Annotated in this window: 16 protein-coding genes and 1 rRNA gene; 9 read left to right on the forward strand and 8 right to left on the reverse strand. The window is 56.9% G+C overall.

Annotated elements, in window-relative coordinates; translation table 11 throughout:
- The 9 genes from rrf to G482_RS20210 form a co-directional block, all read left to right on the forward strand.
- Positions 1–97: ribosomal RNA gene (gene rrf / locus G482_RS0100460) — 5S ribosomal RNA — on the forward strand; the annotation flags it as partial.
- A gap of 486 nt (positions 98–583) precedes the next feature.
- A complete protein-coding gene (gene glmU / locus G482_RS0100465; RefSeq protein WP_211227542.1) occupies positions 584–1,948 on the forward strand; it encodes a bifunctional UDP-N-acetylglucosamine diphosphorylase/glucosamine-1-phosphate N-acetyltransferase GlmU in 1,365 nt (454 codons plus the stop codon).
- 108 nt (positions 1,949–2,056) lie between these two features.
- On the forward strand, positions 2,057–3,871 hold the full coding sequence (locus tag G482_RS16745) for a hypothetical protein (RefSeq protein WP_156905317.1): 1,815 nt from the start codon (positions 2,057–2,059) through the stop codon (positions 3,869–3,871).
- A 183-nt stretch (positions 3,872–4,054) separates the two neighbouring features.
- On the forward strand, positions 4,055–5,380 hold the full coding sequence (locus G482_RS19310; protein WP_051258622.1) for a DUF4397 domain-containing protein: 1,326 nt from the start codon (positions 4,055–4,057) through the stop codon (positions 5,378–5,380).
- Positions 5,381–5,581: 201 nt separating this feature from the next.
- The gene (locus tag G482_RS19315; protein WP_028448365.1) at positions 5,582–6,193 is read left to right on the forward strand and encodes a UPF0149 family protein; all 612 of its coding nucleotides are present in this window, start codon (positions 5,582–5,584) and stop codon (positions 6,191–6,193) included.
- A gap of 142 nt (positions 6,194–6,335) precedes the next feature.
- Positions 6,336–7,427, forward strand: a complete 1,092-nt coding sequence (gene ychF / locus G482_RS0100485) for a redox-regulated ATPase YchF (protein ID WP_028448366.1) — start codon at positions 6,336–6,338, stop codon at positions 7,425–7,427.
- A 73-nt stretch (positions 7,428–7,500) separates the two neighbouring features.
- Positions 7,501–7,767 carry an oxidative damage protection protein gene (locus tag G482_RS0100490; RefSeq protein WP_028448367.1) on the forward strand — a complete coding sequence of 89 codons (267 nt, stop codon included), beginning with the start codon at positions 7,501–7,503 and terminating at the stop codon, positions 7,765–7,767.
- 69 nt (positions 7,768–7,836) lie between these two features.
- On the forward strand, positions 7,837–9,915 hold the full coding sequence (gene ppk1, locus G482_RS0100495) for a polyphosphate kinase 1 (protein WP_028448368.1): 2,079 nt from the start codon (positions 7,837–7,839) through the stop codon (positions 9,913–9,915).
- Positions 9,916–10,191: 276 nt separating this feature from the next.
- On the forward strand, positions 10,192–10,347 hold the full coding sequence (locus G482_RS20210; protein ID WP_156129073.1) for a hypothetical protein: 156 nt from the start codon (positions 10,192–10,194) through the stop codon (positions 10,345–10,347).
- A 43-nt stretch (positions 10,348–10,390) separates the two neighbouring features.
- On the opposite strand, the gene G482_RS0100505 is transcribed toward G482_RS20210, so the two are convergent.
- From G482_RS0100505 to msrC, 8 genes are all read right to left on the reverse strand, one after another.
- On the reverse strand, positions 10,391–11,584 hold the full coding sequence (locus tag G482_RS0100505) for a heme biosynthesis HemY N-terminal domain-containing protein (protein ID WP_028448369.1): 1,194 nt from the start codon (positions 11,582–11,584) through the stop codon (positions 10,391–10,393).
- Entirely contained in the window at positions 11,581–12,624 is a 1,044-nt protein-coding gene (locus tag G482_RS0100510) for a uroporphyrinogen-III C-methyltransferase (protein WP_028448370.1), read from the reverse strand. Before G482_RS0100510 ends, G482_RS0100505 begins: the two co-directional genes overlap by 4 nt.
- A gap of 10 nt (positions 12,625–12,634) precedes the next feature.
- Positions 12,635–13,405 carry a uroporphyrinogen-III synthase gene (locus G482_RS0100515; protein ID WP_028448371.1) on the reverse strand — a complete coding sequence of 257 codons (771 nt, stop codon included), beginning with the start codon at positions 13,403–13,405 and terminating at the stop codon, positions 12,635–12,637.
- Entirely contained in the window at positions 13,398–14,330 is a 933-nt protein-coding gene (gene hemC, locus G482_RS0100520; protein ID WP_028448372.1) for a hydroxymethylbilane synthase, read from the reverse strand. Before hemC ends, G482_RS0100515 begins: the two co-directional genes overlap by 8 nt.
- A gap of 93 nt (positions 14,331–14,423) precedes the next feature.
- Positions 14,424–16,514 (reverse strand): FimV/HubP-related protein, encoded by a 2,091-nt coding sequence (locus G482_RS0100525; RefSeq protein WP_034618527.1) that lies wholly within the window; start codon positions 16,512–16,514, stop codon positions 14,424–14,426.
- 265 nt (positions 16,515–16,779) lie between these two features.
- Positions 16,780–17,925, reverse strand: a complete 1,146-nt coding sequence (locus tag G482_RS0100530) for an acyltransferase family protein (RefSeq protein WP_028448374.1) — start codon at positions 17,923–17,925, stop codon at positions 16,780–16,782.
- Positions 17,926–18,171: 246 nt separating this feature from the next.
- Positions 18,172–18,675, reverse strand: coding sequence for a GyrI-like domain-containing protein (locus G482_RS0100535; protein WP_034618529.1), 504 nt, complete (start codon positions 18,673–18,675; stop codon positions 18,172–18,174).
- Positions 18,676–18,781: 106 nt separating this feature from the next.
- A complete protein-coding gene (msrC, locus tag G482_RS0100540) occupies positions 18,782–19,270 on the reverse strand; it encodes a free L-methionine (R)-S-oxide reductase MsrC (protein WP_028448376.1) in 489 nt (162 codons plus the stop codon).
- Positions 19,271–19,427 lie beyond the last annotated feature (157 nt).

A 19,427-nucleotide genomic window follows, 5' to 3' on the forward strand; every position in this document is an offset into this window, starting at 1 on the left:
AGGTGGTCCCACTCCTTCCCATCCCGAACAGGACAGTGAAACGCCTCAGCGCCGATGATAGTGCGGGTTCCCGTGTGAAAGTAGGTCATTGCCAGACTCCCCTAAAGAAGCCCAGCTCAGAAGAGCTGGGCTTTTTGCTTTGGGCCGCGGAAGTGGAAGAGCGCAGAACAGAAGCAAAGCGAAGCCCAACACAACACCCACGACAGACAACAGCACCGCGAACCAGCCAAGCTCAAGCCAGCTGCGTAGCAAACCAACCCCAAAAACAAAGCCCAGCGTAGCTGGGCTTTGTTCATTCAGGCATGGAATACAGTAATCGTGGCTGATGTGAATGGATTTTCAGTCGGGGTATATGCCCAAGTGCTTTTCAATTAAAGGGGTTTCGGCATATACGTGCGAGTATCTATGCCTGCCTTTGGGAACTATGGTGTAGTTTGCTAATGTCGTTTTTGATAGCTATTACTCGCACTATTGCAGCGCTTATCCACTGTGCTAATTGCACTTACAGCATTTACCTTGCAGCATTGTCACCTAAATGCCTTTAGAATAGCGCTCATTCTGACTGAGTTGTGGACCAAATCTGATGAGTTCCGTATTGAATGTGGTGATCTTGGCGGCCGGTAAAGGTACGCGCATGTACTCGAGTTTGCCGAAGGTGCTGCATAGTTTGGCCGGTAAGCCGCTGGTGCAGCATGTGATTGATACGGCGCGTGGCTTGGATCCGGCCCAGCTGGTGGTGGTGTATGGTTTTGGCGGCGAACAGCTGCAAAATGCTTTGGCCGGGCAGAACTTGGGCTTTGCCTTGCAGGCCGAGCAATTGGGAACTGGACACGCGCTGGCGCAGGCTGTACCGCAGTTGCAGGGGGATGTCACCCTCATGCTGTATGGCGATGTGCCACTCACCCGCTTGCAGACGCTGCAACAACTGCTGGCCGCCAGCCAAGGTGGCAAGCTGGGGATTCTGACCGATATTCTGGATGATGCCACTGGCTATGGTCGTATCGTGCGTAATGGGGCTGGCCAGGTTACGCATATTGTCGAGCAAAAAGATTGCACGCCAGACGAAGCTGCAATCAAGGAAATGAATACCGGCATTATGGCCTTGCCCACGGCGAAGCTGGCGGGCTGGTTATCCGAGCTGAAAAATGACAATGCCCAAGGCGAATACTACGCCACCGATCTGATCGCACTGGCCGTGCGTGATGGGATTGAGATTGCTACGGTGCATCCCGCTGCGCACTGGGAGGCCGAGGGGGTAAACAATAAGCTGCAATTGGCTGCGCTGGAGCGGATTCATCAGCAGGAATTGGCGAAGCAATTATTAACGGCTGGCGTCGGTTTGGCCGACCCAGCCCGGATCGATATCCGTGGTGAAGTGCTACATGCCCAAGATGTCTACATTGACGTGAATTGCGTGTTTGAAGGCCGTGTGGAACTGGGCCAAGGCGTGCGCATTGGTGCGAATTGCTACCTGAAAAACGTGAGCATCGCAGCAGGTGCAGTTATCCACCCTTTCTGCCATCTGGAAGAGGCCACTGTGGGCGCCGGGAGTTTGATAGGCCCGTATGCGCGCTTGCGCCCAGGCGCAGAATTGGCCGCGGAGGTGCACATTGGTAACTTTGTCGAAGTTAAAAAATCGACCATTGCACAAGGCAGTAAAGTGAATCATTTGTCGTATATTGGCGATACGACCATGGGCGCTGGCGTGAACGTTGGCGCTGGGACTATCACCGCCAATTACGACGGGGTGAATAAATTCCGCACTGTGATCGAAGACGAAGTGCGTATCGGCTCGAACAATGTATTGGTGGCGCCGATTACCATTGGCGCGCAGGCCACCACGGCGGCTGGCTCGGTGATTACCAAGGATGCGCCAGCGGGCCAATTGACGGTGGCGAGGGCGAAGCAGGTAAGCATTGCGAATTGGCAACGGCCCACTAAAAAATGAGGTATCTGGCGCAAGGCCGCAGTAAGATTGCGGTGTAGAGATATACCACACTCGGCTCTGCCGAGTGTTTTCATTTGTAGCCTGTGTAAAGCAGCGAGGAGTAGCACAATGCAGTGGCGGACAAGTTGGGCGGTAATGGTGCTGGCTTTGGGTTTGAGCGCGTGTGGTGGGGGCGGCGGTGGCGGTGGTTCATCCACACCAACCCCGACCCCAGGCTCGACAACGATTACCGCTGATCCTGTTTCGCCGGAAGAGCCGATGCCGGTGGCCGTGAACCTGCCTTCATGGGGGGCTAAGTCGCTGCTGATTAGCGAAGTGAGCAGCAGTGGTTGGGTGGAAATCTACAACCCGAATGCGGTGCCAGTGGATGTGAGTAATGTGCAATTGCGGACTAGAAGTAACCTTGGCCCGGTAACTGATTTTGCGCTGCCCGCGGTGACGATTTCCGCCCGTGGATATCTAGTACTTGCTCCCCGAATGCATAATAGTGATCAATCCTCACGGCAAGTCGCATTTGTGGGAAGCTCTAGCCAATATCCTCGCTGGGGTAGCGACGATTTTATTGAGTTAGTGAGGAATTCGTCTGGCATTACAGTCGATTTTGTGCGGATGGGTAACTCAACGGACGCACCCAAATTTAGCCCGAGTAGCGCTTGGTTGTCGCCCGGTGCCGCGCCAGGATTGCCTAGCGGCTTTGGAACGTCCATCGTTCGCCCAGTGGCCAACATTGCGAATGATACTGATCAAGCCAGTGATTGGCAGGCTGTGAATTTCATTACCCCGAATGGCCCGAATGATGTTTCCGCGGCGGCTACTGACACCGATGACGATGGGATTCCGGATAGCGCCGAAGTCGCGGGCGGGACTTTTGCAGGCCTAGATTTATACAGCATGGGTGCGCGTTCAGGTCAGCGCGATATTTTCCTCGAACTGGATTACATGTCGAGTAGCGATCCGGGCGTGAAGCCACGCAAAGAAGCCTTGGATAAGGTGGTGGCTGCCTTTGCTCGCCGGGGCTTTAGTTTGCATATTGATGCCGGCCCGAATATCGCCGGGTATAACTTGGGCAATAGCCAATCGGTGCTCAGCTTTAATCGTTGTCTCGATTTGGGCGAGCCAAGTGGTAGTTGTGCCAGCGTGAATGTACTGAAAAGTAAGACTTTCGATACCCGTCGCACGCCGATTTTCCACTATGCCATTTCTGGTTACCAGGCTGGTGCGGCGTCTGGGGCAGCAGGTCTGGGTGAAGTGAATGGTAATGACTTTAATCTAACCTTGGGTTCACTGGGGCTGAGTACAGTGAATACGGCCAGTACGAATTTGCTGATCAATCTTCAGGCCAGCACCCTGATGCATGAGCTGGGGCACAATCTGGGCTTGCTGCATGGTGGTTTTGAAGATCAGAACAGTAAGCCAAATTATCTGAGCATTATGAATTATCTGTACAGCAGTGCGGGCTTGCCGCCAGATCCACGGGGTGCAAATGCCGGTCAGCGCTGGTATTTTGATAAAGGCATGCGCGGAGTTAGCCTGTGCGGCAGCAATCCAGTAGATGCAGGCCCGTGTACTACCGACTATATTCTCGATTATTCAGACGGTAGCTCGGCCAATCTGCTAGAGACAGGGCTACTGGAAACCGCGCTATTGGGCCGCGGTAGCAGCAGTGCTAGCAACTATATCGACTGGAATAAAAACGGTAATCTGGATACCGGTGCGGTCAGTGCCAATATTCGCTCCGGCACTTCTGCCAGCTCCATTGCGCTGCGTGATTACGATGACTGGGGCAATCTGCGCCTGGCTTTTAGCCGTTCCATCAGCGGTGTAGCGTTGACGCGGGGCGGTACCATGCCAACGCCTGCCGGGGTTGGCCATGACCGACAGACGGTCGCGAGTGAGCCGCCGATCGTGATTCCATTCCACTAAACACAAGCAGCCTGCGGGCTGCTTTTTTTGCCACTGTGGGGGTGCAGATACTGAATGGTTGAAAAAGATACTAAGCAGTAGACATTGGTACTTTCCAGTATTATTCTGTGAGCTCCAGTCCGGCCGGCTGGTTGTTTTGTCTGTTCGCGTCAAATCAATCACAGAAATACCCTGGAGAAGGTCATGAAAACACTCTCGCAATGGATGTTGCTGCTTACCGCCTGTGCCTCACTCGTGGCCTGTGGTGGCGGCTCCGATCATCCGCCGGCACAAGCCCAATTACGCGTCATTCATGCATCACCAGATGCGCCCAATGTGGATGTGTATGCTGGTGGCAATAAAGTCTTAAGCAATGTGCCCTATCAGGCTGCTAGTGGCTTGCTCACGGTTAATCCGGGCGCGCTCGCGGTGAAAGTCACTCCAACTGGTAGCAGCACTGGGGTTATCAATGCCACTCTCGATCTGAAAGCCGATACGCTCACTACGGTGGTGGCCGTGCACGAAGTGGCTAAGATCGAGCCACTGGTGATTGCCGAAGCGTCAGCCGCACCAGCTACCGGCAAAGCACGTTTGCGCGTAGTGCATGGTGCCGCTACGGCGCCAGCGGTGGATATCTATATCACCACCCCAACGGCTGATCTGGCCACCACCGCCGCAACGATTCCAAATGTGGCCTTCAAAGGCGTTTCCGCGGCGCTTGAAGTCGCTCCGGCTGATTATCGTGTGCGGGTCACTGCCGCGGGCAGCAAAACCGTGGTTTTTGATTCGGGCACTCTGCCAGTGGCCGCGGGGAATGATCTGCTGGCCGTGGCGGTGCCGCAAGCTAACGGCAGTGCACCGATCAGTCTGTTACTTGTGAGCCGCGCGAGCTCGGGCAATGTGACACAGGTGCTGGATGTGAATGCCAAACTGCGCGTAGTCCACGCTTCACCAGATGCCCCAGCCGTGGATGTCTTGGCCAATGGCAGCGCTATTTTGAGCAATGTGCCTTTCTTTACGGCCTCGTCTTATCTGACTGTACCGGCGGTAAATTACACAGTGGCACTGAATCTGGCCGGTACGAGCACTCAGGCCTTAACCGGCAGTCTGCAATTGGCCAAGGCCAGTAACGTCACCGTTTTTGCCGTGGGTTTAGCGGCGGGTAGCCCGGCGCTGCAATATCTGGTGGCTAAAGACGACGCCAGCTTGCCACCGGCCGGGCAGGCTAAAGTACGGGTGGTACACGCCTCGCCGAATGCGCCAGCCGTCGATGTCTACGCTAACGATGCACTGGTACTGAGCAATGTGGCCTTCCCGGCGGTGGCCGATTATCTGAAAGTGCCAAGCGGTAGCTATGTATTCAAATTGCGCGCCGCAGGTGCCGCAGCCAGCTCGGCACCGGCCTTTACTTCGGGCGCAGTAACCGTCGATGCGGGCAAAATTTATACCGTAGTGGCGCGTGGCTTGTTGCCGAATTCAACCGGCAATAGCAGCAAAGACTTCACGTTGTCGGTGCTTGCCGACAACTAAGCCGTAGCCAGAGCTTATTTTTTCAACAGCCGCGGATGCGGCTGTTGTTTTTGTTGCTGAAAGCCATGCACATTGCGGCATGGCTTTCACGCGTGTGGCGACGCAGATGCGTATAATGGAGAACACACCACATCAAGTCAGATACCCTGCAGGGTATTGCCTTGAAAACCTTATCAAATAAAGACTTCAGGTATATACATCATGGCCAAAATGCTGGACCAAACCCTCACCGATGAAGAGCTCGATCAACTGGATCAGTTTTTATACTCGGATGCGGTGGGCAAAGATGCCATGTCGCTGTCGATGTTGCATGGCTATCTCACCGCCATTCTGATCGGCCCGGCGCAAGTGATGCCCAATGAATGGATGGCGCAAATCTGGGATAAACCCGAAGCCGTGATCTTTGCCCTGCCCGAAGCCGATAAAATGATTGATCTGGTGATGCGCCTGTATAACCAGATCGCCGACGAGCTGGCGCAAGATCCATCCACTTACGAGCCCATGCTGTATTGGGAAGACGACACGCAAGAGCATTCCAGCATCGAAGAATGGAGCCTGGGCTTCTGTTACGGCGCGGGCCTGGCCGAAGAGCAATGGCAGCCTTTGCTGGATGAAGAAGAAGGCCAGTTTATGTTCATGGCCATCATGAGCGGCTCGGACGAAGAAATGCGCGAAGATATGCAGCGCGAAGGCATTGATCTGGTGTCGCATGACAATCAGATCGCCGAGCAATTGCCAGAAATGGTGCTGGAAATCCGCGATTTCTTCCGCAATCAGCAAATCAGCGCCAGCAAGCAACATCGTCTGCATTAAGCCGGCCAACGCACCGCTTAGCAAGCCGCCTTCGGGCGGCTTTTTTGCATTCGCCCGCCGTTGGCTGCACGGGCGGGCGGCTTGGGGTAAAATGGCGTTTTGATTTGATAAAACGGCGCTTTGTCCGCCGTGCAAGGATGTTATGAGCCTCAAGTGCGGTATTGTCGGCTTGCCGAATGTGGGTAAATCCACGCTGTTTAATGCCCTGACCAAGGCCGGTATCGAAGCGGCCAATTATCCGTTTTGTACCATCGAGCCAAACGTTGGCATCGTTGAAGTACCGGATCCGCGCTTGGCTGAATTGTCCAAGATCGTTAATCCACAGAAAATCCAGCCTGCCATCGTTGAGTTTGTCGACATTGCCGGTCTGGTTGCTGGCGCCTCGAAGGGTGAAGGCTTGGGTAACCAGTTCTTGGCCAATATCCGCGAAACCGACGCCATCGTGAATGTGGTGCGCTGTTTTGAAAATGATAACATCGTGCATGTGGCCGGCCGGATTGATCCGATCGACGACATCATCGTGATCGGCACCGAATTGGCGCTGGCCGATCTGAATACGGTGGAAAAAGCCATTCAGCGCGAAGGCAAAAAAGCCAAAGCCGGCGATAAAGACGCCATCGCCCAGATCAAAGTGCTGGAAAAACTGCTGCCACACCTGAATGAAGGCAAACCCGCCCGTTCGGCCGATCTGAGCGCTGAAGAAAAGCTGGCGATCAAATCGCTGTGTCTGCTGACCATCAAGCCTGCCATGTACGTGGCCAATGTGGCGGAAGACGGCTTTAGCAATAATCCCCTCTTGGATAAAGTGACCGCTCACGCGCAAGCTGAAGGCGCGCCAGTGGTGGCCGTGTGTGCCGCCATTGAGAGCGAAATCGCCGAGCTGGATGATGCCGACAAGGTTGAGTTCCTCGAATCACTGGGTCTGGAAGAGCCAGGCCTGAATCGCCTGATTCGCGCCGGCTATGATCTGCTGGGCCTGCAAACCTACTTCACTGCTGGGGTGAAAGAAGTGCGCGCCTGGACGATCCACAAAGGCGATACCGCCCCGCAAGCCGCTGGCGTGATCCACACCGATTTCGAACGCGGCTTTATCCGCGCGCAAACCATCGCGTTTGATGATTTCATCCAGTACAAGGGTGAACAAGGTGCCAAAGAAGCCGGCAAAATGCGCGCCGAGGGCAAGGAATACGTGGTGAAAGATGGCGACGTATTGAACTTCTTGTTCAACGTTTAAGTCTGCATGCGGGATGGGGTGAATACTTGTCACCCCGATGTAACATTAATGTCATATGATCGAGGGTAGTGTAATGAGCCGCACTGTAAACTGTGTCAAACTGGGTCGAGAAGCCGAAGGTCTGGATTTCGCGCCATTGCCGGGCGAGCTGGGTAAAAAGCTCTACGACCATGTGTCTAAAGAAGCATGGCAAGCGTGGGTAAAACACCAAACCATGCTGATCAACGAAAACCGCCTGAACCTCGCTGATCCTAGCGCCCGCCGCTACCTGCAGCAGCAGCTGGAAAATTATTTCTGGGGCTCAGGAGCCGACGCAATTCAAGGTTTCGTCCCACAGTAATACCGCAACAACATTCAGGCCGCATTATGCGGCCTGTTTTGTCTTTTACCGTCGAGAAGAGCAATGCCAATGACGTACAAACCCGCTGACAATCAATTGATGCTCAATCGTGAATTGGGCCTGTTGGAATTCAACCGACGCGTGCTGGCCCAAGCCGAGGACGCGCGCAATCCACTGCTGGAGCGGCTGAAATTCTTGTGCATTGTCTCAAGCAATCTCGATGAATTTTTCGAGGTGCGGATTGCCTGGCTGAAAGAAAATATGCGCCACAATCCAACCCGCCTGCTGCCCGAAGGGCTGACGCCACATCAGGCGTTCGAGCTGGTGAGTGTTGAGGCGCATGATCTGGTTGAGCGCCAGTACCGCCTGCTGCGCGAAACCATTTTCCCCGCGCTGGAAGAAGAAGGTATTTACTTCTTCCGCCGCAGCCTGTGGAACGATGCCCAACGTGAATGGGTGCGCGATTATTTCTTCCGTGAGCTGATGCCGATTCTGACCCCGATCGGGCTGGATCCATCGCACCCGTTCCCACGCTTGTCGAACAAAATCCTGAACTTCGTGGTAGAGCTGGAAGGCCGTGATGCCTTTGGCCGCAATTCAGGGATTGCGATTGTGCAAGCGCCACGCATTTTGCCGCGCTTTGTGAAGATGCCGGCCGAAATCGCCGGTACCGAGCACGGTTTTGTTTTCCTGTCGTCGATTATGCATGCGCACATTGATGAGCTGTTTGCTGGCATGCATGTGCTGGGCTGCTATCAATTCCGTGTGACGCGCGACTCGGACGTTTCGGTCGATGACGAAGACGTCAAAGATTTGCGCGCCGCGATTGAGGGTGAGCTCTCGCAGCGCCCTTATGGCGATGCCGTGCGCCTGGAAGTGGCCGACAATTGCCCGAAACACGTGCAAGACTTCCTCTCGCAGCAATTTAATCTACAAGACTGCGATGTGTACCGCGTGAATGGGCCAGTGAATATGGTGCGCCTGATGCAGGTGCCCGATCAGGTGGATCGCCCCGATCTGAAATACCAGCCATTTATGCCCGGCCTGCCGCCAGAGCTGCGCAAACAGCCCGATTATTTCGCGGCGATTCGCCATGGCGATATTTTGCTGCATCACCCGTACCAGAGCTTTACCCCGGTGGTCGATCTGCTGCAGCAAGCCGCGCGCGATCCGGCTGTGGTAGCGATCAAAATGACCGTTTACCGTACCGGTAGCGATTCGGTATTGATGGATGCGCTGCAAGAAGCGGCCGCGCGCGGTAAAGAAGTGACCGTCGTGGTCGAGCTGATGGCCCGCTTTGATGAAGAAGCCAATATCAATTGGGCGGCTAAACTCGAACGCGCCGGCGCCCACGTGGTGTACGGGGTGTATGGCTACAAAACTCACGCCAAGATGTTGTTGATTGTGCGGCGTGAAGAAGGGCTGCTCAAGCGCTACGCCCACGTTGGTACGGGGAACTACCACCCGCGCACGGCCAAGCTCTACACCGACTTTGGCCTGTTTACCGCCAATCGCGAAATCACCAGCGATGTGAATGATGTCTTTATGCAGCTCACCGGCCTAGGCCTCGCGGGTGATCATCATCAGCTGTGGCAGGCGCCGTTTACCCTGCATAGCAAATTCATCAGCGCCATCGACCGCGAAATCGCCCACGCGAAAGCGGGCAAAAAAGCCGTGATCATCGCCAAGATGAATGCGCTGCTGGAGCCGACCATTATCGACAAGCTGTACGAAGCATCCGGTGCGGGGGTGACGATTCACTTGGTGGTGCGTGGCGTGTGCGCGCTGCGTCCTGGTTTGCCGGGTATTTCGGAAAACATCCGCGTGCGCTCGATTGTGGGCCGCTTCCTTGAGCATCACCGCGTGTATTACTTCTTTAACGATGGTGTCGAAGATGTGTATTTGTCGAGTGCCGACTGGATGGGGCGTAATCTGTTCCGCCGTATCGAGATCGCCTTCCCGGTACTGAGCCCGAAAGTGAAGCGCCGCGTGATTCGCGAGAGTTTAAGACCATTCCTGGTCGACAATACACAGGCATGGGAAATGTTGTCGGATGGTCGCTATCGCCGTAAATTGGCGCGCGGCGGCAAGGAGCGTTCGGCACAAGGCTTGATGCTGGATGAGCTTACCGCTGGCCAGCGCAACTAAACTAGGGAAAGTCCTAGTTTGGCGGGGGTATTGCCTGCCGTGAATTGATGGATAAGTGCTAGAGCCTCATACCGTTATACGGTATGAGGCTTTTTACTGTCGCCATGAAAACTTGTCATCAAAAATTCAACTATTTGTAACAATGAGCTGTTACCTTACAGTCTGCTATTCGCCTGTGAGCTGTCTCTCATTCAATCAGTGGCTGACAAAAAACAGAGCAACGTCATCAGACAAGTTGACGATCAATGGCATTCATCAATTTGGGAGGTAATACCGGTGGCCGAGACAAAAGAACTGACTCAACCCAAGCAGGTTGAACCACGCAAAAACCAGCAAACCCCGCTGGCCGAGCGGATGAAAGGCCAAAATCCGTTTGACTGGATCAAGCTTGACCAAGCCGAACAGGCACAGCAAGACCACGCCAAGTCATGAAAAAAGCCCGCATCTGCGGGCTTTTTTATTGCGGACGGCAGGTTCAAGCCTGCAGCGCCAGCGCCAAGGCCGCACGGTAATGCTGGGCGGCATCGTCGTTGCGCTCCAGCTGGCCGAGTAATTCGGCCAGTTCGGCGTGCGCGGTGGCGGTTGGGTTCACGGCAATGCTGGCTTCAAAATAGCTTTGCGCCTTGCCCCACAATTCGCGCTTGCGGCACAGCCGCCCCAAGGCGAGCAGCAGCTGTTCGTCGCGCGGGTGCGCTTTGAGCCATTCTTCGGCTTTTTGCAGCTGGGCCATTTGCACGGGCAGCGCTAATTTCAGCTGGCTATAGGCCGGCAGCAATTCGCTGTTCCAGTCGGCATCCAGTGCTTTTTCCAGCGTCTCTTTGGCCAGCTCCGGTGCTTCCTGCTCGATGTAGCGTTGGGCCGCGGCGTGGGCCAGCTGAGGATGGTGCTGATCGCTGCTCGGTAGTTTTTTCCACCATTCTTTCAGCTCGACCGGCGTCATTGGATGCTGGCGCAACAGTTGCAGTTGCGCGGCCACCCGAATATGGCCGGCCTGTTCTTCATCCAAGGCCTCGCTTTTCGCCAGTTGTTCTACCAGCTTGAGCACGGCTTCCGGGTTTTGCTCGCGCTGGCGCAGGCGTAGCTCCAGTTTCAGTGCGTTGGTCAGTTTGGGCGCCAGCTCACGGGCGGCGGCCAATGCCTGAGCGGCTTCGCTGTAGCGACGCTCGTCCAGCAGCAATTCACCCTTGGTCATCAGGGTGGCGAGATGCTCATGGCCGAGGCGGGCTTTGAGCTGCTCCAGATGTTGATCACGCAGGGTGAAATCACGCATGGCGTGCGCGGCGCGGGCGGCAAGCAGACCGTTCACGGCGAAGGTGTCGTCTTCGCTGCTATTGGCCATGGCTTCAGCGGCCAGTTTGGCGGCGCGCTGAAAGCGACCTTCAAAAAACGCAATGCGGGCATCACGTTCGAGTTTGACCGCGGCTTCTTTGGCTTGGGCCGCCTGATAGCGGCGCACCCGCGCTGGCAGTCCGAGCAATTCAACGCCCATTTGCACCAGCAAATACACGCCGATCATACTGAGCAGCAACAGCACCACAAACACATTCAGCGAAATTTCCATGCGCCAAGGTGGCAGGAAAATCAGCGCATAACCGGTATTGAGCTGGGCAAACATGGTCAGCCCAACTGCAATGGCAAAAAGGCTAATCAGCCAGAGCAGCAGCTTCATGGTTTCACCCTTTCCGCGGTGGTGCGGGCGCTGCGGACGGCGGTCAGGCTGGCGCTCAGATCCGGTGCGGTGATGTTGAGCTGCTGGGCTTCTAGCTGCGCCAACACTTGCAGCGCGCCAGCGGTGGCGGGCATTTGCCGGTCGAAGTAGTTTTGCACATAGCCTTTCACCGCTGCGATGTCGGTGCGGAAGCTGGTTTCATTCCGCTGCAGCAGAGCCGAGCGCGCACTCAGTAGCCGCAGTTTCAGGTTTTCACGCAGGAAAAATGCTTGCTCCGGGGTGAGTAGAGCGGCTTCGGGCTTATCCATCCGGCGAATCTGGATCAATTGCTTAAATTCATGCCACAGCTCGCGCACTAGTCGTTCGGCGCTGCTTTCACCTTGTGGCGCTGGGCCCGCTTTATGCGGCTGATCGTGGCCATCGTCGATGATCAGCGGCCATTGATCCACTTTGCTGATCAGGCTGTCGAGTTTGGCGGTAATGCCCACCACATCGAGATAAGGCGTGGCCTTCAGCGTATCCATATCGCGGGTAATCGCCTGGCGCACGCTGATTAGCTCCGGGCGATTCAGCCGTGCCAGCTGCTGGTCGATGTTGCTCAGGCCAGTCAGGGCCAGATTCACGTCGCCCGAGAGCTGCAACTGCTGGCTGGCGAAGGTGAGCATCTGCTCCAGCTCGGCCAAGGTGTGAATCGACTCGGTGCGCGACAGCGCATCGTACATGGTGGCGAGCGACTCTTGCCGGCTGGCTGATTCGGCCAGCTGATTACCCTGCGCGGTGAGTTGCGCTTGCATTTGCTGTTGCAGGGTGGCCATTTGCTGCTGATTGGTTTTCAGCTCTTGCTGCAGTTTCTGGTTATTGGCCAGCTGGCTGGCCAGATCGCCCTTGAGCTGCTCCATGGCATTGAGTTGGTATAACCACAAAGCACCACTAGCCAGTATGGCGCCCACAGCAAGCACCAGTGCGGGCTGCGGCAGCGTACGGCGGGGGGGTACTGTCAGTGCGGCGCTGAGTGAATCGGGATTCTGATCTTGGCTCATAAGCGGTGTTTTATTCGTGGCTAAAGTGCTGGCAAATCGAAGTGGTGATGCCCAGATCACCAGCGGCAGTCAGTTCCACCCGCTGGGCACCGTGGGCTTGCAGGGCCGCCACAATGCGCGGATGCGGGGCGAAATACTGTCTTGATTGTAGCTGGTGCTGCGTTGCCTCTCCACCAATGGCGAACAAATGTTGTGCAGCTTCCGAGCTGGACACAATGACACCATCGCAGCCGGCGGCCAATTGTGTCAAGAGTTCGGCCTCTGGCCAGCGCACGCCTTGCCGCTGATAAGCGCTGATTGCGTGCAGCTGCGCTCCGCGTTCGGCTAGGGCCACGGGCAAAAGTTCACGCCCGCCATGCCCGCGAAACAGCACGACCGCCTGGCCGGCGAGCGTCTGCAGGGCAGGCTCGGCCAACAGGCCTTCGCTATCAAATTGCTGCGCGGGGCTGATGATGGTGCTGATGCCTAGCGCTTGAGCGCGGCGGGCGCTGCCGGGGCCCACCACCGCAGCGGGCAGCTCGGCTGGCCAGCTGAGCTGTAAATGCTGCAGGCGCTCGAAAACACAATCGAGTGCCGACGGGCTCACAAACACCGCCAGTTGAAACTGCGCCAGATTACGTAGCGCGGCATCGAGTGGTGCGGCGTCGCTGGGGGGCACAATCTCGAGCAGGGGCCACAGCAGGGTGTCGGCGCCGGCGGCAGCCAAGGCCTGCGCCAGCACCGCGGCTTGGCCTGCGGGTCTGGTGATCCACAGGCGGCGGCCGGCCAGGGCTTTAGTCATGTGCCAGCTGTTTCAAAATCGCCCGTGCGCCTTCGGTGCAAAGCAAATCGGCCACGGTGCGGCCCAAGCCATCGGCGGCGGCAAACGAGCCATTGGATTCGGCGCTTACCGACTGGCTACCATCGGGCAGGGCAATAAAGCCGCGCAAACGCAGGAAACCGTCATCATGCGTGGCATATGCCGCCAGCGGAATCTGGCAGGAGCCATTGAGCCGTCGTGACAGCGAGCGCTCGGCCGTCACCGCGGCCGCCGTGGCCGGATGATTAAATGGCGCCAACAGCGTAGCCAAATCGGTGCGATCCGCCCGAATTTCCAGCCCTAGCGCGCCTTGGCCGGGGGCCGGCAGGCTGACTTCGGGGCTGAGCTCAGCACGAATCCGCTCCCCAAGGCCCAAGCGTTTCAGGCCGGCCGCGGCCAGAATAATGGCATCGAATTCGCCATCATCGAGTTTGCGTAGGCGGGTGTTGACATTGCCGCGTAGCGGTTTGATGGTGAGCTTTGGATAACGCAGGCGCAGCTGGCTTTCCCGGCGCAGGCTCGATGTGCCAACCACGGCACCTGCCGGCAAGTCATCGAGGCTGGCATAGCGATTGGAGACAAACGCATCGCGCGGGTCTTCGCGCTCGCCAATCGCCGCCAGCGCAAAACCCTCGGGCAAGACCATGGGTACATCTTTCATCGAGTGCACGGCCAGATCGGCCCGGCCATCCAAGAGCGCTTGCTCCAGCTCCTTTACAAACAAGCCTTTGCCGCCAATTTTGTTGAGCGTAACGTCGAGAATGCGGTCGCCCTGAGTGGTCATGCCCAGGAGCTGTACTTCCAGCTGTGGATAAGTCTGTTCAAGCCAGCTTTTCACGTGTTCGGCCTGCCACAAGGCAAGCGGGCTTTCCCGGGTGGCGATCACGATCTTCTGCGGAGCGGACATCTGGCAACCTTCTGACTAAGCAAAGAAATGCGCAGAGTCTACCATGCGCGGCAGATGGCACAAAAAACCCTCGTCCGTGGACGAGGGTGCGGTTTAGGCTTTTTTATCCGCCGAGGGCAGATCAGGCGGGCTGAGCTCAAAATCGATCGACTCGCCGCCATAAGGCTGATCTTCCGGCAGCTTATCGACTTCAACGATCGGCTCGACGCTCACTTCCTCGATCTGGTAATCCGCCAGCTGGATTTCCAGTGGCGAGAGATCTTGTGGCGCCTCGCTGGGCTGTAGCGGGGGTAAATCCACTTTATGTTCGGCTGGCGAAGGCGTGAATTCGGGTTTCAGTAAAGAGCCATACTGCGGCGGAATGGCTTGAACGGCTTCGGCCATTGTCGACATCAGCGAGGCTTCCGGGCTCATGGGGGCGCGCAGATCAAGATCCAGCTCGGCGCTTTCCTGATGGGCGCTGGCGGCAGCTTGTGCCGCTGCGATAGCTGCGCCCATGCCACCAAGCTGTTTTAGTGATTGGCGCGGATCTGGCTGTGCATCGGGCAGGCGGATATACAGCGGGTTTTCCGGGTCGAGTTTGGCGCCAATATTCCGCACCAATTCCCAATCCGCCTCATCCGGGCTGATGGCGCGCAGATTTTGCGCCAGCTGCGCGTATTCGGTTTTCATGCCTTGCTGACGGAACAGGCGGAACAGCATCAGCCAGCGCTCGATATCGCTAGGGTCTTCATCAATCAGGCGATACAACAGATCGATCGCCTCTAGTGTTTCCCCTTTGGCGATCAATAGCTGTGCTTTGGCCAGATCGTTTTCTAGCTCTTCCTGCACTTCGATTCCATGCGCATTGGGCGTGCCACCAGGATGCAGCATCGACAGCATGGTGTGGCGGGACAAAGCTTCACTTTGTAGCCCTGCCACCGGGCGCACTTGATATTGGCTAGCCATATGCTGGCTCAGATTGTCGTCATGCCAATTGGTTTGGCTCTCTTGCCGGCGGCGTTGCCATTTCAGGCCGGCCACCCCGGCGAGCGCTAGCGCGGCCAAGCCAAAGCCGCCCCACAGCCAGAAGCCGGTATCCTGTGCTGGCGCCTCGGTATGGCGCACGGTACTGGCAATGTGCGGGGCGCTAGTGGCGCTGTTCGTTGTGGTGGCCGCTACGCTGGTGCTGGCACTTGCGATTGATTCGGCGTTGCTGGCGGCTAGGCTAGCGGTAGCACTTGCTGGCGCGCTGGCTATGAGCGGGGCTGGGCTTGCTGAAGCAGGGTTGATCTGTGCCAGCCGCTGATTCAGTTGTGTGATTTCCAGCTGCATTTTGCCCTGCAGCTCGGTGAGCTGGGCGACTCGTTGCTCCAGTTCCCGCGTGTATTCAGCGCCGCTGACGGGTTTAGTCTTGGTCGGCGCTATGGGCTCGGCACCATCTAGGCGTAATTGGCCCGTTTCCATTTTGGCCACGGGGGGCGCGGTCTTGCGGGTTGAGCGTAGTTTGTCGGGAATAATCACTGGCGTGCCGGCCGCAATCGGCGTGTCGGCGCCAAATTGCGGGTTGGCGCTGATCAGCTTATTCAAATAGCGCGGATATTGCGGTGTGCCGAGCGGGTAATAGCGCTTGGTCAGCTCGGCCAGCGTGGTCGGCTTTTTACTGATCAAGGTTTGTGGGTCACGGCTTGGTAGCTCGGCTGGGGCCGGATTAACCGGTTTGAAGCTGCGCTCGCTGCGTGGCATTTGTGGGGCGCGCGCTTGGGCCGTGCTCGGTTCGGCCTGTGGGGCGACATTCAGAAAAGCCGTAAACGCGCGTGATAATTGCATGCCATTGCATTCCACCCGCAGCCCAAATGCCACGGTGGGCTCACCGATCAGCTGATGCGTGCTGATCTGAATAATGCCCTGACTTTCGCCGCGGGCAATCACATTCACCTGTGGTGCGGGTAGCCCGGGTAAATCATTGGTCGGTTGGGTGAGGGTCAGGCAATCCAGATGCAACTGCTCGCCCGGGCTGACCTTGTAGCTGACGGCGCCGCGAAAGGGCTGTCCCACATAGGATTGTAATTCCAGATCGCCCAAGGTGAGGGCATGTGCAGCAGGGGCCAGCAGGCCGATCAGGGCCAAACTGACAGATAATCGACGGGCAAAACCGGGTGTGGGCGTGCGCATAGGCAAATAAGCGTGAATGGCGTAGGGCATGGTGGCTTTATACCAGAATTAATCTGTGTATGACACAGAAATGCCATGAATTGAAAGCGTAGTGCAATCTAAATTATTAAATGATGATGCACTGATTTGCCAAGTTTTTTTGATTAATTATTCAATTAATTGGGCGAATTAAATGCAATTGCCCCGCAATCGGGCAGGGGAAGCTAAATGTCATAAAGTGCTAGTGGGGTATCTGTTTGCGAGGCTTTAAATGATTGGTTTGTGGATGGATACCCAGTGGTGTATCGGTCCTTAATTAGGCGCGGCTAGCGGCCATGGCTAATTCGCCGCTGGTGCTGGCTTGGCGGCGGCGCAAGCGTTTACCCAGTGCAATGCCGGGCTGTTCGATCCAGCGATAGGTGTAGCTGGAAAACAGCAAAATCCCGGCCACCAGCGCCAGCAGCAATACTTGATTGCCCAGCCAGCTACCAGTATGCCAAAAGGCCACGCCGCGGTTTTCCCAATCCCAGTGGGGCAGATAGCGGCTGATCAGCATGCCCACGCCAAACAGCAGCACAAAATGCGTGAGATAGACCGAATATGACCACTCGCCCAGTCGCACCAGCCACGGGTGGCGCAGCCAGCTGGAAATCTGCCCGCGCTCGCTGGCAAATACCAGTATTGCTAGCGCAAAGCCCCAGCCCGCCCAAAAACTTTTGTGTGGATAATTAAAGGTGATCATCGCGTACAAACCGAGCAGCACGGCCGCTTCCAGCGCGGTCGCCAGCGAGCGGCGCAGCGGGATGGGCGCTAGCCGCTGCTGCAGGCCATGCAGCAAGGCGCCAAGAAAGAAACAGCTTAAGCCGCGCAGACCCGGGCTGGTGGCCAGTTGGGCTGGCAAAATCCATGCGCCTATGCTGCAACACACGACCATGGCGGCAAACCACCACCGTTGGCGCCGGCCGCTCAGGCATAACACCAGCGCAAACAGTACATATAAGTAGTATTCGATACTGATGCTCCAGGCTGGCCCGTTGAACGAGAACAGCAACCCCTGCGGCAGCCAGGCGTGCACAAGGAACAAGTTATACAGCCCTTGCTCGACCATCTCCCGGCTCCAGAACAGCTCGTCCAGCTGCTGCCAAGGCGCGTCGTACAGCAGCGGGCGCAGATACAGTAGGCTGCAAATCAACGTGAACATCGCCAGATGCAGCGGCAAAATACGGCAGGAACGGCTGAGCATAAAATCGCCCCATTCCTGCCAGCGCAGCGGGCGGCGGGTATAGCGATGGGCGAGTACAAAGCCGCTTAAGACGAAGAAAAACTCCACCAATAGCCCGGCGGAGCGAAAGTAGCTCCACTGCGCGGGGCTTTGCCAGATATGGATATGAAACAGCACCACCGACAGGGCGCACAGGCCGCGGAAGCTATCGAGTACAACAAAACGGGATTGGGCAGACATCAGCAATCAGATCAGCAAAACGCAGCGCCACTGCGCTGCTGTGCGCGCATTGTAGGCGTAAGCTCGGGCGCTGGCGAGAGGGGCCAAGCGCCGGCGGGCGAAAAACGGCTGAATGGGCAGTACCACGCCGGAATGGCCGACTATACGTCTGCCGGTATATGCTGAAAGGCTCTATGAATCAGTGCTTAGGGGCTTATACCCTGGCGCTGGTTGGCTTGCTGGTGCTTGGCGGCTGCTCGCCATGGGCTAGCTCAGTAGCGGCTCAACGGGCAGCCATAATTCCAGCGTGCCTGCCGTATCAAAGCGCGCATCGTAAAATTCGAAATCCGGGCCAGCCGCGCGTTGTAATTGCTGGCTGGGCAGCCATGCTGTCAGGCCTTCCCAGCCCGCCATAATCGCACTGGTCAGTTCGCCCGCTTCGGTCGGGGGCTCGGTTTGCCACACCGCATAGCGCCCGGCGGGTAATTGCAGGGCACGATAGCCGGCAGGTGCCGCCGGCGCCTGCGCGCTAACCTCGGCCCCGAGCAGATAATGAAACTGCTCCGCCACGCACGACACATCATGCACCACGCCAAACAGCGGCAGCGGGCTGCTCACCCGGTGCGGTAGACCGATCAGGCTACCATTATCGATCGCGCGCTGCCAGGCGCGTGGAATATCGCGAAAACAACGCCCCTCGCGCCGGGTGGTGATCAGATCGATGCCGTGCAACAGTGCGCCGGGGAAATCGACCAAACGTACATGATCCATCATGCTCTCCCTGTAGGCCTAACAGCTTGCGCCCGCCTGACGAGCTTTGGCAAGCCGTCAGGCCCACAGGTCGTGCCGATGCCACGCTAGGGCAGGGGTGGGCGCATTAAACCTTGGGTGGATCAGTGTGGGCGATCAACACCGCCAGTAGCATCTGCAGGCCATCGGCGTCGGCGGGGCTAAAGCGGTTTAATACCGGGCTATCCACATCAAATACGCCCCACAAGACGCCATCGGCCTCTACCGGTATGACAATCTCGGCGCGCGAAGCGCTATCGCAAGCGATATGGCCGGGAAAAGCCTCCACATCGGGCACCAGCTGGGTTTGGCGCATCGCTGCGGCGGTGCCACATACCCCACGGCCAAACGGGATGTGCACACAGGCCACCTGCCCCTGAAACGGCCCGAGTCGCAATTGCTCATCCACCGCCAGATAAAACCCTGCCCAATTGAGCTCGGCCAAAGTTTGAAAAACAAATGCTGAAAACTGCGCCGCATTGGTCACAAAATCGCGCTCGCCGGCCAGCAAGCTGGCCAGCTGCCGCGCCAGCACGGGGTAATCGGGGGTGAGGCTACGGGCGTCGGTGCTAAACATGGCGATCCTCAAGGTAGGTCATGCTCTACATCATGCGACCCCGGCGCCGGCTGGGCTATTGGGGCAAACACGATGAATGATTATACGAGCATAGCTTTTTAGGTATATCCGCAAAATCCTTATTGATATTGGCTTGCAATGGTATACCCATGTTGGT

The organism is Chitinibacter tainanensis DSM 15459 (assembly GCF_000429785.1).
In the GTDB taxonomy this organism is placed as follows: Bacteria; Pseudomonadota; Gammaproteobacteria; order Burkholderiales; family Chitinibacteraceae; genus Chitinibacter; species Chitinibacter tainanensis.